The organism is Leptospira bouyouniensis (genome assembly GCF_004769525.1).
Classification (GTDB): Bacteria; Spirochaetota; Leptospiria; order Leptospirales; family Leptospiraceae; genus Leptospira_A; species Leptospira_A bouyouniensis.
The window spans coordinates 342526-357123 of the sequence record NZ_RQFT01000007.1; the positions used below are offsets into that span (position 1 = coordinate 342526).

A 14598-nucleotide genomic window follows, 5' to 3' on the forward strand; every position below is an offset into this window, starting at 1 on the left:
AATGTTAATTACCTTAAAATCATTAAACCAAAAAGCAAAAATCCTCCTTCTCTCTGGAGTTGTGTTGATCGTAGTGGCTGTTTTGTTTTTGGTATTTTCAAAAAGTGCAAAACCAGCTCACAAACATCCTGAAAAAGCAGAAGTATTCGATGATGGGTTAAGGATCGTATTCAAACCAAATAGCCCAGGACTTGAAATTGTAAAATCCACAGTGATTGGTGGCGGGGGAGAATTTGTAAGCTTAGAAGCTCCAGCAAGACTCATCGCATCGACTTCGCCATCCGTCAGCAATGGTTCAAGGATCATACTCTTTGAATCTGCAGAATTAAACGATCTATATGTAGGTTATATTCACGCAAAAAACAAACTACATCGATCAAATAAAAACTTAAGTCGTATCAAAGATATGTTCGTTCATCGTGTTGCTACCGAAAAAGATTTGGTGGAATCAGAAACAGATTCCGGTAATGATGCGGCAGAACTTGCTGAATTTGAAGGTAAACTTCGAGCACAAGGTTTAAACCCAAGTGAACTCAGTACAGCAGGAAGTTTAAAGGCATGGATTATCACAGACGTTCCTGAATCACAAATTTCAACTTTAAAGAAAGGAAAAAAAGTAAAGGTAGTTTTTGCTTCCTTCCCCGATGAAGAATTTATTGGAACTGCAGAAGCAATTGGTGATAACGTCGACCCTCTCACTAGAACAGCAAAAATGAGAATCATTGTTGTGAATGATAAATATCGTTTAAAACCAGGTATGTTTGGTGTTGTGAAATTTCCAGAACAGACTGGAGGAGATAGTGTCGTTTTACCTTATACAGCGATTGTCACTGTTGAAGGGAAAAATTATGTATTCGTGGAAGAAAAACCTTTAACTTTCAAAAGGCGAGAAGTCGTACTTGGAATCTCAACAAAAGAAAGAGTAAACATTATCGAAGGTCTCACTCCTGGTGAGAAAGTGGCAATCCAAGGATCGATCTTGTTAAAAGGATTAAGTTTTGGTTTTTAAAATGAAAAATTTAATCTTTAGCATTATAGTCATTTCTTTGCTAGGAACCAGTTTATATTCACAAACCTCTCCTTATCCTAAGGATAAGAATGGTAACGAGATTAAACCTGACTGGTCACCAAGTAAATCCACAGAATCTGCGTTTGGTGATAATGAGACTTTAAACCAAAATAGCTTAGACGAAAAACGATTACCCAAATCTACAAATTTTTGGGTATATGGAGCAAGTATAGGTTCCCCTGCCAGTATCAATTTTAATTTAGGGTATTACTGGAAGGATATCGTATTACGTGGATCAGGTGGAGTTTGGGGACCACAATGGAAAGGTGGCCAAATCGACTTAGGTTATACCTTTTGGAAAACTCCGGTCATTTCTCATAGCATTTCAGTCGTTGGTGGTTATTTTGAAGTGAATCCGTTTGCTCCTGAAGTGGGCCGCGGAGGGCAATCTTCTTATCCAACAGGTTTAAACATTCCTGGATATAATCGCAGAGATCCAAGCCAAGAAGACCTATTGATACGTTCGTACATCAACTCGATCGATTCTAATGTCGCTACTTATTTAGAATACGAAAGTAGAGAAAGACAAAAGGTTCATTTAACTCAAAGATATATTGGACTTACTTACGACTTTCTACTTGGCAACTTCTTTCTCCAGTTAGGTGGTGGAGTTGGACAAGGAGATTATAGAAACCCACAATTATTACTCCAAATGGGTTACCTCTTCAATACGAGGAAATATCATGATTAAAGATTTTATCGAAACCGCTCTTAAAAACAGAATTACAACAATCATTGCCGCTATCGTTGCCGTATTATTCGGAATATGGGCATGGATTGACATTCGTAAAGAAGCATATTCAGACATTGCCGATACACAAGTTCGGCTTATTGCCAAATTCCCTGGAAAGGCGGCAGTAGAAGTTGAAGAAAGAGTCACACTTCCCATTGAACGCGTATTAAATGCGATTCCAAAAGTTGCCGTTAGAAGATCGAGAACCATCAATGGATTAGTTGTATTTCAATTTGTTTTTGAAGACGGAACAGATGACTATTTTGCACGTATGCGACTGATGGAACGTGTAGCAGATGCTGATATACCCGAAGACGTTCATCCTGCACTTGGCCCGATGAGTTCACCAGTTGGCGAGATTTATCGATATGTATTGGAATCATCAGAAAATCATACCCCTATGGAATTACGAACCATTCAAGATTGGATTGTGATGCCAAAGATGTTACAGATTCCAGGGATTGCTGATGTTGTTACCTTTGGTGGTCTTCCAAAACAATACCACGTTGTGACTTCACCAGATAAACTCATTCGTTACAAATTAACGATTGGTGATGTCATTAAAGCAATTCAAGAGAACAATTTAAATACTGGTGGAAATTTACTCTTACAAGGGGAACAAGGATTTCCGATTCGATCACTTGGTGCCATCAGAGATCCAAAACACATCGAAAATATTGTAGTAAAAACAGTGAATGGAGTTCCAGTTTTCATTCGCGACTTAGGTTCCGTTGAAATTTCACATCCGATTCCAAGTGGGGTTTTGGGGTATACGGTCCAAAACGATGAAGAAGGATTAATTGATGTCGACTCATCTGTCCAAGGTTTGGTGGCGATGAGACGATGGGGTGATCCAAATGAGATGGGAGAAAGAATTCGTGAGAAAGTAAAAGAAATCAACGAAAACTATCTTCCAAAAGGTGTTCAACTACGAAATACATATGATCGTACAGATCTAGTCAATTATACCTTAAGAACCATCGGGAAAACTTTGGTGGAAGGTGTCGTTGTTGTAAGTTTAGTTTTAATCTTTTTTATTGGAAGTGTTAGAGCATCACTTGTCGTCGTTGCAACCATCCCTTTTGCCATGTTATTTGCCTTTTTACTCATGAACATGACAGGGATACCGGCGAGTTTACTGTCGCTAGGAGCGATAGACTTTGGTATCATTGTTGATGGTGCAGTCATTATGGTTGAAAATATCATGAGACGATACCGGGATGCAACTCCAGAAGAAAAAGCACACGGAATTCTCGCGTTCACAAGAGATGCTGCATCTGAGGTGGGAACAGAAATTTTGTTCTCAATTCTTATCATCATCTTAGCATACTTACCAATTTTTTCATTCGAAAGGATTGAAGGTCGATTGTTCAAACCAATGGCATTTACAATCTCCTTTGCCATATTAGGTGCACTTATTTTTGCAATGGCAGTGATCCCTGTCATCATGTCGATCATTTACAAACATTACTTTGAATCGGCAAATCCAGGACCAATTGAATGGCACAATCCATTTTATGATTGGATTGAAGTCAGATACAAACGACTGATTGAGTTCATCGTCGACAGGTCAAAAAAAGCAGTAAGGTATACCTTTAGTGTTGTGACAATCTTTCTAGCCATTGGAATGTTTTCTTTAGGAACTGAATTTCTCCCAGAAATGGATGAAGGTGGATTTAACATTCGTATCTTTTTTCCTGTAGGAATTTCATTGCCTGAAGCTAGAAAGTTTATGCCAAAGATTCGGCAGACTGTATACAAAAATGAACAAGTAAGCGTCGTTATTTCTCAATTAGGAAGAAATGATGATGGAACGGATCCACTTCCACCGAACCGATTAGAAGTTCTAATTGGCCTTAAAGATTATAGTAAGTGGAAGGAAAAAATCACCAAACAAGAACTGCTACTGCGGATGAAAAATGATTTGGAAGCAACGTTACCAGGTGCCCGTATTAGTTTTTCTCAACCAATTATGGACAATTTGTCCGAAGCAATTATGGGAACCATTGCTGACCTTGCTGTCTTTGTATCAGGTAACGATCTCAAAATCATGCGTGGCATTGGCAATGAGGTTCTAAAAGAAATCAAAGAGATGAAGGGTGCCAGCGAATTTGGGATCGAACAGGAAGCAGAAAGTCCTCAGCTTACGATTAGCATCAACCGTGAAGCTGCTGCACGTTTTGGTATCAATGTGATCGATATCCAACAAATGATCGAAGCTGCCATTGGAATGCAAAGGATTAGTACATTGTATGAAGGTCCTTCTGATATTCCGCCAAAAACTCCAGCGAGATTTGGAATTGTGGTTCGATTTTCGAAGGATTATCGTGCATCCAAACAGGCGATTGAAAATATGCCGATTATCTCCCCAAAAGGAGAAAGGATCCCATTATCTCAGTTAGCTGACATCGAGGTAATTGATGGGCCTACTATGATTTTTAGACAAGAAGGGAGACGGGTAGTTACAGTGCGAACGAATATCCGTGGTCGTGATCAGGGAGGATTTGTTTCTGAACTCCAAAAACGAGTGAAGAAGAAAATCAAACTTCCAGATGGATATGAAATTCGTTTTGGAGGACAATACGAAAACCTATCACGGGTTGGTAAAAAACTAGCAATTGTTATTCCAATCACCGTTCTGATCATCTTTGGTGTATTGTATATGTTGTACCGAAACCTAAAGTATGTTTATGTTGCACTTGCATGTATTCCACTCTCTTTGCTTGGTGGTATTTATGCGTTACTTCTCCGTGGATATTACTTTAACGTATCAGGTGGTGTTGGGTTTATTTCACTTTTTGGAATTGCAACTATGGCTGGAGTACTCTTTGTCTCTAGAACCAATCATTTACTCATTGAAGAACCAGATATATCAACAAAAGCAGCTGTCAAAAAAGCAGCAGTAATCCAATTACGACCAATGCTTATGACTATGTTACTAGCGTTACTTGGCTTAATTCCAGCTACTTTAGGAACAGGTGTTGGATCTGACGTTCAACGACCACTAGCAACTGTTATTGTTGGAGGATTGTTTTCTGCGATGTGCCTAGTATTAACTATTTTACCTTCTCTTTACTTAGTTGTAGTGGGTGAAAGAAAACCAAGCGCGAAAGAATTAGAGGAAATGAGTCATAAAAAACACATTCCTTTCCTTGATTTTGTCAATGAATTGAGCGAAGAACCTCTTGAAGAAGAGGAAGATAATGATGAACCAACTTCCAAAAAGAAGAAAAAACCTGTTAAAAAAAGGAAAAAGAACTAAGGATATTTCTCTGTATCATTAGATTTGAAAATAAGAAAATCGAGTGTATAATTCCCTCTGGAGATAATCCAGAGGTTTTTTTGGAATTCCATTTTGACTCAACAAATTTAGATTCGAACCGTAGCTGCCACAACAAACAATCGCTCCACTCTTGTCCGTTTATTTTGATCTGTTTCAAATACAGAATCCATCGACTCCCTCTGGATCGCTTCAAATCGTAAAAGACCAGGTGACCATTGGAGTAAATCGAATGTTACCGTATAACCGTTTGTTAGAAAACCATTCCGAGTATAAGTTTGTACTAATACTTGTTTTGGATCATAAAATCGTTCGAGTCTAAAACTCAAACGAAAAAGATCTTCATAACGAAAACTCACCCAAAAAGTTCCATGATACCATTGGTTAAATACTTTTGATTCCCGACTAATATAGATTGGCAATCTAGGATTAATTTCCTTCCACCAAGGTTCATATGATAAAGATTCGTTTGTTTTTTGTGCTCCCACATCGCCAGAAAGAGCAAAGGATAACCAATCTAATGCTTTCCATTCCAAAATTGTATTGTTATATAATCGAGTTTGTTTCCTTTCAAAATCAGGTGCTTCATTTCCAACAAATTGATTCGCCGTAATAGTAAAATTGGGAAAAAGGAAATATTTAAACTGAGTCCCGAGCGATTTATCTTTATTTTGATCAGTGATATTTTGCCAACCATTCATGACATGAAACTGAAATTGAAATTTTTCTGTGAATTTTGTTGTGATTCTGACTCCAGACGAATAATAAGGTACGTAGTCAAGAGCCATAGCTCTCGTATAATTCCAATTATCTGAAGAGATCCAAGACTCATGCCCAATGTGCCCAAAATAAATACCAGCATCTAACCAAGTGTTCTTGGTTAACTTCAAACCAACATATGCTTCCTGGATGTGTTTTACTGAATTTTGATTAGAACTAACATCGCGACTGATCTCACCTGCATAATTAGTATTCACAGATGTTCCAAACTGAAAAGCTAAACGCCCTCGTATTTTTTCTTCTTGCCATTTCGCATCAACAAATCCTAAATTTATATTAAATTCATCATTTCGAACAGCTTGTGTAGTATATTGTCTTTCTTTAGAATTGGGGTGATTCCCATTATGAGAATAATATGTGTCAACGAAAGCACCAAACTTTAAACTATTTGGTAAAACTAAATTTAAATCTCTCACCTCATTGGTATTAGTTGAGAGATTGTTTTTTTTCTGATTGGAATCTTTATCTTCTATTTGTTGGTTAGTATTTGTTGAAGATTCTGCTCCTAAATTTTCTGTTCCAAAAAAAGAAACAGAAAAAATCAAAACTAATAAATAGACATGAGTTAGATATCTCATAAAAATCCGCCCAAAAATGAGCGGAGTTAGATTTATTTTTTCAGTAATTCTTTGATTTCCTTTGGAAACCCTAACAATTCTTCTGGAACTTTAATTAGTTTTTTACGATAGTTCTTTTTGTACTCTTTCTTGAATTTGGTATGACACGATTTGCAAGTTTCATCTGGTTTTCCGACTGCAAGCTTGGCATCGATGATTTCCTTCCATTCTGCCTTTTGGTCTTCTGGTGCCATATCAGGAACTTTTTCAAGAATCTTGTTGAGATAATCAGCGTTATCTTTTTTGTCATACAACTTGGTCGCAGGTTTTGTATAATCTTCCATAAAATCATGAAGATTCATTTCTGTGACAGACTTTGATTTTTTTTCAGCGTTTAGTACAAACCCGAAAGAAACAAATAACAAACCTAAACTCAAAAGTATCTTTACTTTCATATCTACCTTCTTTCAAAATCCTATGGTTGGATCGAATGGGAATCAAGTCTGTTTTTACGCATTAATTCTGATCCTAAACCAAATTTTTTGACCGATTCCAAATTCACACGGCCAGTGTATTCGTCCTCATAATCGGCTAATTGTTTCACAAAGTTTGCATCCAAACCTGCTAAATATCTAGTTTCTGGAAAAAATAAATATCCCTTCGCCCTTCTGGGCGTGAAAGGAAAATGAATCAGTGAAAGATAATGTTCCCATGAATTTTTTTCATTTGGAATTGATTTCTCAAAAGCGCGAACTCCCCTTTTCACATGTTTAATTTCATCTTCAAAAATATAAACCATGATATCAGAAGTGATATGGTCATTAAAAAAGGAAAAAACTTTTGCATAAACTTGTGAATAATCTAAATTTGCTCCTTCAAATGATAATGACATAACTGCTGAAAATGACTCTAAGGTTTGAAACTGACCCAATTGTTTCCAAAAAATATAATTGAGTGGTATATCTCCAAATTGTACTCCAAAATCGTTCATTCGATTCAAATACATCCTAAAATGAACTTGTTCTTCTTCGATGGTTTTGATCCAACCATTCCGAATGGATTTTGGAGCATCTGGAAAAGCTAAGAGGGCCCATGCAAAAAGTTCAATTGCCATTAATTCATGATTGGCAAAGTGATGGAGTGTGAGTCCACGATTGGATTCAGAATTTAAATGTTCAAGCCTCGGAATTTTTACTTTTTTATCAGAAAATTGAAGGTGTAAACTCCTTCCTGGTTTTTCAATTCGAAGGGATTTTGTTTCACCATCTTCTTCCCAATGTTTTGGTGGAGGTACTAATTTATCTTCCAGATTCGGAGCAAGTAACAAATGTTTTGCGTAATCGGCGATTTTCATTAGTTTAATGTATTTCGAAAATGGATTTACAAAAATTCGAAATCAAATGTAATTAAATACAAATTCAATGAACTCTTCTATTTCGAAAAGTCCGAATTTTTATGAATCAGTCTATGCAGTGGTAAAAAAAATCCCAAAGGGAAAAGTAACTACATATGGTCATATTGCATTGTTACTGGGGAATCCTAGAGCTGCACGTGCAGTTGGGTATGCTCTCAATTCATTAAAAAAAGACAGAGAATCAAAAATTCCGTGGCAACGAGTTATCAATCGGCAAGGAAGAATATCATTCAAAGGTGATTTGTTTCGTGCTAATTTGCAAAAAAAAATCCTAGAAACTGAAGGTGTTTTCTTTGATTTAGACAAAGATCAATTAGATTTTGGCAAGTACGGATGGTTTCCTTAATATGAAAAAAGAATTTCCAGTCACATTAACAATAGCAGGTTCTGATTCTGGTGGTGGAGCTGGTGTCCAAGCAGATCTCAAAACTTTTTCATCGCTTGCTACTTTTGGGACGACTGTGTTTACATGCCTTACCGCACAAAATCCAGATGGTGTCTCTGGAATTTATGAAATTTCCCCTGATTTTGTTTCCGCACAACTCCAAGCAGTATCCAGTTATTTTCCGATCAAAGCTGCTAAAACTGGAATGTTATATTCGAAAGACATCATCAAGTCAGTGGCTTCATTTTTTTATGAAAATCCAGACATACAGCTGGTCCTCGATCCGGTTATGGTTGCTACCAGTGGTGCCAAACTTTTAAAAGACGATGCGATCCAATCCCTTGTTGAAGACCTAATCCCTCTTTCAAAATTAATCACACCTAACTTAGATGAGGCGTCACTGCTTCTTGGTGAACCAATCAATCAGTATGACCAATTGGTTCCTATGGCAAAAAAACTTTTTGAAAAATTCAAAGTTCCTGTTTTATTAAAAGGTGGGCATTTACCCAATGCCACAAACGCTATCGATGTTTTGTTTGATGGAAAATCAACTTATGAATATTCAAAAGCATATCTAAAAGAGAAACATACACATGGCACAGGTTGTACGTATTCTGCAGCTATAACAGCAATGATTGCTCATGGCAAAAATCTTTCTGAAGCAATTGGATCAGCAAAAGAATATTTACATTTAACCATCGAAGATGATATCCTAACGGGTCCAATCCACCATTTAAACCATTTCCCAGAACCTATCAATTAATTTGATTTTAAAAAAGGGAACTCAATATTCGATATTGAGTTCTTTGATTTTTTTATCTAATGTGTTACGATTGATACCCAAAAATTTTGCAACTCTCGTTTTCGTATAACGGAACTTTTTCATTGCATATTGGATAAGACGAGATTCAACTTCACTCACAACTATTTCCATCGCTCTTCCATCTAATCCATCTAGTTGGCCTGAAGTCAATCGACCTGAACCCAAGTCCAAAGGTTCGCTACCAGAGACTGATTCCACTTGATTTGAATGTGATATTTCCACAGTGTTTTCTGGTAATTCTTCCATGTTCGACAGAATATCAGAAAAATCTTCTTCACTTAAAATTTCATCTTGAGCAAGAACCACAGCACGTTCAATGACGTTTTCCAATTCTCGAACATTGCCTGGCCATCTATATTTTAAAAGTAACCGAGAAGCTTCTCTTGAAATTCCTTTGATGGATTTATTATTATCTTTTGTATACTTTTCCAAAAAGTGATTCATGAGGAGTGGAATGTCCTCAACTCGATCTCGAAGTGGAGGAGTATTAATTTTTACAACATTCAAACGGTAAAACAAATCTGCCCTAAATTTCTTTTCTGCAACTAACTGTTCTAATTCGGCATTGGTAGCAGCTATTATCCTAACATCGACTTTTTTTGCTTTAGTCGATCCTATCGCTTCAATTTCACGTTCTTGTAATACACGAAGTAACTTGGATTGTAAATTCAAATCCATCTCACCAATTTCGTCTAAAAAGATAGTTCCTGTGTCTGCCAATTCAAACTTTCCTTTTTTATCTGTGACTGCTCCGGTGAAAGAACCTTTTTTGTGACCGAACAACTCACTCTCCAATAGGTTTTCAGGTATTGCAGCACAATTGATTTTGATAAAAGGATTTTCCGAACGTGAACTATTGTAATGAATTGCATTGGCTATCATTTCCTTTCCAGTTCCTGATTCTCCGGTAATTAAAACAGATGCTCTCGAATCAGCAACCAACTGAATTTTTTCAAACATCTTTTCCATACTCGCTGCTTTACCAATGAGTGAACCAAACTTATATTTATTTTTAAGTTCTCTCTTCAATTGAATATTTTCACGCGATATTTCTTTTTTGGCTTCTTCAACCAAGTTCTGAATTTTGATCGATTGAGAAATGATGGATGCAACCACTTGTAAAAAATCTAAAAAGGATTTGAGGTCTGTATGTTTATTTTGAACAATAAAGGCATTCACAACACCTAAAGTTGTTTGCTCACTCAAAATTGGTGCACACAATAAACTTACATTGTTTGGATCGTGTTTAAAATGAGACAAATATCCTACTCGATTTAAAAAATCAGGATGTGATGCAACAGATTCAATAATGATTGGTTCACCTGATTCATATACTTTTCCAGTAATCCCTTCACCAGGTTGGTAAGTTCCTTTTTCAATTTCTTCTGGTGATAAACCAGAAGCCGCCACAATTCTCAATAATGCTTCTTCTTTATTGAATAATACGATACTTCCTTTTTCTAAACGAAGTGATTTTTCCATCGTCACCATGATAGAATCAAAAACTTCATTTTGATCCAAGGTAGAACTCACAACTTTCGAAATTTCAATTAATGTTGCTTGGATTTTGGTTCGTTGTTCTAATGAACGAATCGTTTGTAAATTTTTAAATATTTGACCAGCTTGGTTTGCCAGTACACTCACAATTTCCAACATTTCAGGTGTAAAAGCGTTCAATCGATTTGAGTCAAGGGATATGACTCCAATGATATCATCTTCCACAATCATAGGAGCAACTAACTCTGATTTGATCTCTTCTTTAACTTGGATATAATCAGGGTCTTTTGAAACATCGTTGACCAACTTCGCTTTCCCTGTTGAAGCTGCCATCCCTGTGATCCCTTGTCCAATTTTGAGTTTGGTTTCACGCAGTAACTGTTGGTTCATCCCGCGAGAAGTGACAGCATCCAGGACACTTTGTTTTTCATCAATGAGCATGAGGGAACCCGATTCAACCGCACAAATCTGGATACAACGATCTAGAATCAATTCGAGAAGACCATCTGGGTCCTGGGTGGAATTCATGGCGGTGGCGACTTCATGGATGGATTGGATGGGATTGAATTTTTTCGCGCTCATAGGTTTTGCTCTTTGTCGTTACGGATTGCTGGAAAGGCAGACAGATTCAATTTGCTTATTTTATCAACACAATGTACATCAAGCAAACAATTAAATGCTTTTTTAATCATTTCACTTGCCTTCCTTTCGATTTCAGCAGAAAAAACAACATTTGCTTATAGATTAAGCATGAATCGTACCAGGTTTCTTGCGCTGGAAGGAAATTCTTGTAGCTTGTGAAAAAAGAAATCGGATACCTTGATCCCTGGATGGACGAGGAATCAGAATTTGAGCGGATCTGCCTACTATGCACAGAACCTCGTGTTCCCAGTGGAATCACCAAGGCTGGGCGTTTTTTCTGCCAAACTTGCCAAAGGGAATGGATTTTAGAAAAACGAAAAATCCCTCGTATAGGCAGGAATGTCCTCAATTCCGATGAAAAAACAGCCTTCCTGTTAGAGAATTTATCACTTTTTAACTCAGCTCTTGGATTGGATGATTTGATGTTTCGGTTTAGCGAACTCATATCTGATCGATTAAAAAAAGACAAAATTGCAATTTTTATCACCAATCTTGAGTTAGGTGAAATCAAATTAGCCCATTATTATTCAAAACAAAAACATTTACAAAGAGTATTCAAACGAATCAGCTTAGATTATGATTTGAGTTACGGAATTTTGGTAGAAGCAATGGCTAAACGAGAGCCTTGTTATTATAAATTTAGCGACCAGTCCCATCCATTCTATTCTTTTTACTCAAAATTGACTGGAACAAAATCACAGTTAGTTTTGCCAATCTTATATGCAAATATCGCTGTAGGCATGATTACTATCGATTATGAAGATCCCAACACTCTTGATTATATAGAAGATGAGGAAATCCTAAAAGTAGTAGTAGGTCAATTTGCCGTTTCATTAAGAAATTCACTTCTTTTTTCTAAATCTAAAAACCAATCAAAACATTTTCGAAGTTTACATACTGCAGCATTAACTTTAAGCCAACTTTATCTAAACAATCATAATGAAATGATCAGGATGATATTACTCACTTTATCCGGAATTGTAGACTCGACGATATCTTGTTTAATAGAAATATCTCCTAACGTATCCAAAGCGAAAGTGTTTAAAGTAAATCGAGATTTGGAAAATTACGAATTAAAAACACAAACTGAATCAATTGAAATCAATGAATTAAATTCGATTATTCATGCAAAAGAAATCATAACCATTGATCCTAACAAAATTCCAGTATTCCAAATTTTAGGAATTTCTGGCAAAGAATCAATTATCATTCCAGTAAACTTAGAAAATCAAACCATCTGTATTTTTATATTAGCAAAAGATGAAACTCGATTTCCTCACGAAGAAATTGAAGCGTTAAACGCCTTTGTGTCCCTTGCAAGAATCACAATGGAAAACTCGAATTTATACCAAAACCTTTCTAACAAAGAAAGATTGGAGAAAGAAATTGAAATTGCCAAAGAAATCCAAAGTAATCTGTTACCACGAAATACTCCAGAGGCAGAAGGTTTTTCTTTTGGCGGGCTTATGGTCCCTGCTCGTGGAATTGGTGGGGACTATTATGACTTCATTCTTTCACCTAACAGAAACGAGTTGTTTGTCTGCATTGGAGATGTCAGCGGGAAAGGCGTAGCAGCAGGTCTTGTAATGGCGACAGTTAGAACAATCCTACATTCACTTGTCAGAGTGAAAGACTCACCCTGGGAAATTCTAAATGATATCAATAATTATCTTTACTCAAGTTATCGAGACGCAATTACTCCTCGTTTTATGAGTATGATTTTAATTCGTTGGAATCTGATTTCAGATGAAGTCGAAGTATCTGGTGCTGGGCATGGTAATTTTTATCATTACCAAGTTCAGACAAACTCCCTAAGCTCAATTGAAACTGGTGGAGTCATATTAGGAATCAGTCCTGATATTTCACGATTCAAAAATGAGTCTAAATTGTATTTTAAAGCTGGGGATACAATTTTACTCTATACCGATGGTGTGACAGAAGCACTGAATGCTTCCGAGAAACAATTTGGTGAACTTAGTTTGGAAAATAGTTTCTTTCGAAATATCAATTTAGAACCCAAAAAGATTTTAGAGAATATCTATTTGGACCTAAAAGAATTTGTCAAAGAACAGGAACAACACGATGATATCACAATGGTGGCAGTGAGGAAAATATGATTCCAGAAATTCCAGCTTCTATTTCCAATCATTTTGAGTCCATGCTCAAAAGAATGGGAAACCAATTGCCTAAGGAATGGATCAAAAACAAAACAAAGTTTTTACTCTCTTACTCTGGAGGCAAAGACTCAAGCATCCTTTTGTTATTCTTAAAATATTTAAAAGGCAAATACCAAATTGAAACTCCTCACCTTTTTTATCTATCTCACGGGATCAGAGACATTCAAAACCAAGAAAAGGAATTAGAATCTTATATTCAAAACTTTGAATTTTCGTTTCACATTGTAAAAAAAAAATCCCAAAACTATCTTTTAAGCTAAAAAAAGGATTAGAAGAAACGGGAAGATTAGTTCGTTACCATGAACTCAAAAAAATAAACAAAAAAATTCCGTCTATCATTCTCACTGGTCACCACTGTAAAGACTATACTGAATCTATTTTTTTACATCTTACAAGAGGTGGTGGGAAAAAATCCTTTTATACTCTACCACCATTTGATGGAGAAAGATTTTTGCCACTTGTCTTCTTAGAAGACCAAGAATTGAAAGAATTGTATCAATTTGTTTCAACGAAAATGACTATTTTTGAAGATGAATCAAATATTGATCCCATCTACAAAAGAAATAGAATTCGTATGGAATTAATTCCAATCCTTGAAAAAGAAAAATGGAATTTTTTTAAAACCTATTGGAATTTTCATGATCGTTCGCAACTCAATTTACAATTTGATGGCTTCACAAAACAATTTCAAACTATTACTCCTCACCTATTTCGAATTCCTCATGATACTTGGATTAGTTTAAACCTTCCTTCAAAAAAAGAATTAATTGATTTTCATTTAAACCTGATGGGTATGTATCCATTATACAAATCTGGTTTTGAGAATTTTCATCTTCAGTCAGAAGGTGAAAGAGCATTTTTAGAAAATAAAAACTGTTATTTGTACAAATCAAAGTTTGGTGATCTTTTTATAATCGATAAAAAATCTCCTGCTTTTAAAAAAGCAGTTTCTTTCAGAGATGGTCACACCTTAATCATTGAATGGAATCAAAACCGATTTAAAATCAATGACCCAGATGAACGTTACAAACTTGGATCTTGGCACCATGGGCAAAAAATTCAGATTCGTTCTGGAAATAAAGAAATTTCAGAATGTATGCGAGAGAATGGTATTCCTTTTTTCTTAAGAACCTTTATTCCTATCCTTTATTTTGAAAATGAACCGATCCAAATTTTATTTTCACTCTTTTCAAAAAACGAAAAGAATTATCCCAAACGAATCTATTTAGAAAGATGAGCTA

General features: G+C 36.0%; 12 protein-coding genes. 8 read left to right on the forward strand and 4 right to left on the reverse strand.

What is annotated here, in order from left to right; all coding sequences use genetic code 11:
- Position 1: 1 nt before the first annotated feature.
- From EHQ43_RS07695 to EHQ43_RS07705, 3 genes are read left to right on the forward strand one after another with little or no spacing between them, the layout of a single operon-like run.
- Positions 2–1009, forward strand: coding sequence for an efflux RND transporter periplasmic adaptor subunit (locus EHQ43_RS07695; RefSeq protein WP_135770609.1), 1008 nt, complete (start codon positions 2–4; stop codon positions 1007–1009).
- Position 1010: 1 nt separating this feature from the next.
- Positions 1011–1760 (forward strand): hypothetical protein, encoded by a 750-nt coding sequence (locus EHQ43_RS07700; protein WP_135770611.1) that lies wholly within the window; start codon positions 1011–1013, stop codon positions 1758–1760.
- Positions 1753–5064 (forward strand): efflux RND transporter permease subunit, encoded by a 3312-nt coding sequence (locus tag EHQ43_RS07705; RefSeq protein ID WP_135754478.1) that lies wholly within the window; start codon positions 1753–1755, stop codon positions 5062–5064. Before EHQ43_RS07700 ends, EHQ43_RS07705 begins: the two co-directional genes overlap by 8 nt.
- Positions 5065–5171: 107 nt before the next feature.
- Here the strand turns inward: EHQ43_RS07705 and EHQ43_RS07710 are convergent, their stop codons facing one another.
- Genes EHQ43_RS07710 through EHQ43_RS07720 form a run of 3 tightly spaced genes read right to left on the reverse strand, consistent with a single transcriptional unit; the run spans position 5172 to position 7773 of the window.
- A complete protein-coding gene (locus EHQ43_RS07710) occupies positions 5172–6440 on the reverse strand; it encodes a porin (protein ID WP_135770613.1) in 1269 nt (422 codons plus the stop codon).
- A gap of 32 nt (positions 6441–6472) precedes the next feature.
- On the reverse strand, positions 6473–6874 hold the full coding sequence (locus tag EHQ43_RS07715; RefSeq protein ID WP_135770615.1) for a hypothetical protein: 402 nt from the start codon (positions 6872–6874) through the stop codon (positions 6473–6475).
- A gap of 20 nt (positions 6875–6894) precedes the next feature.
- Positions 6895–7773, reverse strand: coding sequence for a ferritin-like domain-containing protein (locus EHQ43_RS07720; protein WP_135770617.1), 879 nt, complete (start codon positions 7771–7773; stop codon positions 6895–6897).
- A gap of 67 nt (positions 7774–7840) precedes the next feature.
- On the opposite strand from EHQ43_RS07720, the gene EHQ43_RS07725 reads away from it, so the two are divergent.
- Together EHQ43_RS07725 and thiD are read left to right on the forward strand one after the other, a co-directional pair.
- On the forward strand, positions 7841–8179 hold the full coding sequence (locus EHQ43_RS07725; RefSeq protein WP_135741001.1) for an MGMT family protein: 339 nt from the start codon (positions 7841–7843) through the stop codon (positions 8177–8179).
- A gap of 1 nt (position 8180) precedes the next feature.
- Complete coding sequence (thiD, locus tag EHQ43_RS07730) at positions 8181–8981, forward strand: bifunctional hydroxymethylpyrimidine kinase/phosphomethylpyrimidine kinase (RefSeq protein ID WP_135770619.1); 801 nt, start codon at positions 8181–8183, stop codon at positions 8979–8981.
- A 21-nt stretch (positions 8982–9002) separates the two neighbouring features.
- On the opposite strand, the gene EHQ43_RS07735 is transcribed toward thiD, so the two are convergent.
- Positions 9003–11066, reverse strand: coding sequence for a sigma-54-dependent Fis family transcriptional regulator (locus tag EHQ43_RS07735; RefSeq protein ID WP_167481764.1), 2064 nt, complete (start codon positions 11064–11066; stop codon positions 9003–9005).
- 302 nt (positions 11067–11368) lie between these two features.
- Between EHQ43_RS07735 and EHQ43_RS07740 the strand changes: the two genes are divergently transcribed.
- Genes EHQ43_RS07740 through EHQ43_RS07750 form a run of 3 tightly spaced genes read left to right on the forward strand, consistent with a single transcriptional unit; the run spans position 11369 to position 14594 of the window.
- On the forward strand, positions 11369–13297 hold the full coding sequence (locus EHQ43_RS07740; RefSeq protein WP_167481765.1) for a SpoIIE family protein phosphatase: 1929 nt from the start codon (positions 11369–11371) through the stop codon (positions 13295–13297).
- Positions 13294–13617, forward strand: coding sequence for a tRNA lysidine(34) synthetase (locus EHQ43_RS19815; protein ID WP_135770623.1), 324 nt, complete (start codon positions 13294–13296; stop codon positions 13615–13617). The genes EHQ43_RS07740 and EHQ43_RS19815 overlap by 4 nt, the downstream gene beginning before the upstream one ends.
- Positions 13593–14594, forward strand: coding sequence for a tRNA lysidine(34) synthetase (locus EHQ43_RS07750; RefSeq protein WP_135770625.1), 1002 nt, complete (start codon positions 13593–13595; stop codon positions 14592–14594). The genes EHQ43_RS19815 and EHQ43_RS07750 overlap by 25 nt, the downstream gene beginning before the upstream one ends.
- Positions 14595–14598: the final 4 nt, after the last annotated feature.

What these genes read in the sequence shown, in the direction of transcription:
- EHQ43_RS07695 (WP_135770609.1), top strand. Translation starts at nt 2, where the DNA reads ATGTTAATTACCTTAAAATCATTAAACCAAAAAGCAAAAATCCTCCTT.
- EHQ43_RS07700 (WP_135770611.1), top strand. Translation starts at nt 1,011, where the DNA reads ATGAAAAATTTAATCTTTAGCATTATAGTCATTTCTTTGCTAGGAACC.
- EHQ43_RS07705 (WP_135754478.1), top strand. Translation starts at nt 1,753, where the DNA reads ATGATTAAAGATTTTATCGAAACCGCTCTTAAAAACAGAATTACAACA.
- EHQ43_RS07710 (WP_135770613.1), bottom strand. Translation starts at nt 6,440, where the DNA reads ATGAGATATCTAACTCATGTCTATTTATTAGTTTTGATTTTTTCTGTT.
- EHQ43_RS07715 (WP_135770615.1), bottom strand. Translation starts at nt 6,874, where the DNA reads ATGAAAGTAAAGATACTTTTGAGTTTAGGTTTGTTATTTGTTTCTTTC.
- EHQ43_RS07720 (WP_135770617.1), bottom strand. Translation starts at nt 7,773, where the DNA reads ATGAAAATCGCCGATTACGCAAAACATTTGTTACTTGCTCCGAATCTG.
- EHQ43_RS07725 (WP_135741001.1), top strand. Translation starts at nt 7,841, where the DNA reads ATGAACTCTTCTATTTCGAAAAGTCCGAATTTTTATGAATCAGTCTAT.
- thiD (WP_135770619.1), top strand. Translation starts at nt 8,181, where the DNA reads ATGAAAAAAGAATTTCCAGTCACATTAACAATAGCAGGTTCTGATTCT.
- EHQ43_RS07735 (WP_167481764.1), bottom strand. Translation starts at nt 11,066, where the DNA reads ATGAATTCCACCCAGGACCCAGATGGTCTTCTCGAATTGATTCTAGAT.
- EHQ43_RS07740 (WP_167481765.1), top strand. Translation starts at nt 11,369, where the DNA reads ATGGACGAGGAATCAGAATTTGAGCGGATCTGCCTACTATGCACAGAA.
- EHQ43_RS19815 (WP_135770623.1), top strand. Translation starts at nt 13,294, where the DNA reads ATGATTCCAGAAATTCCAGCTTCTATTTCCAATCATTTTGAGTCCATG.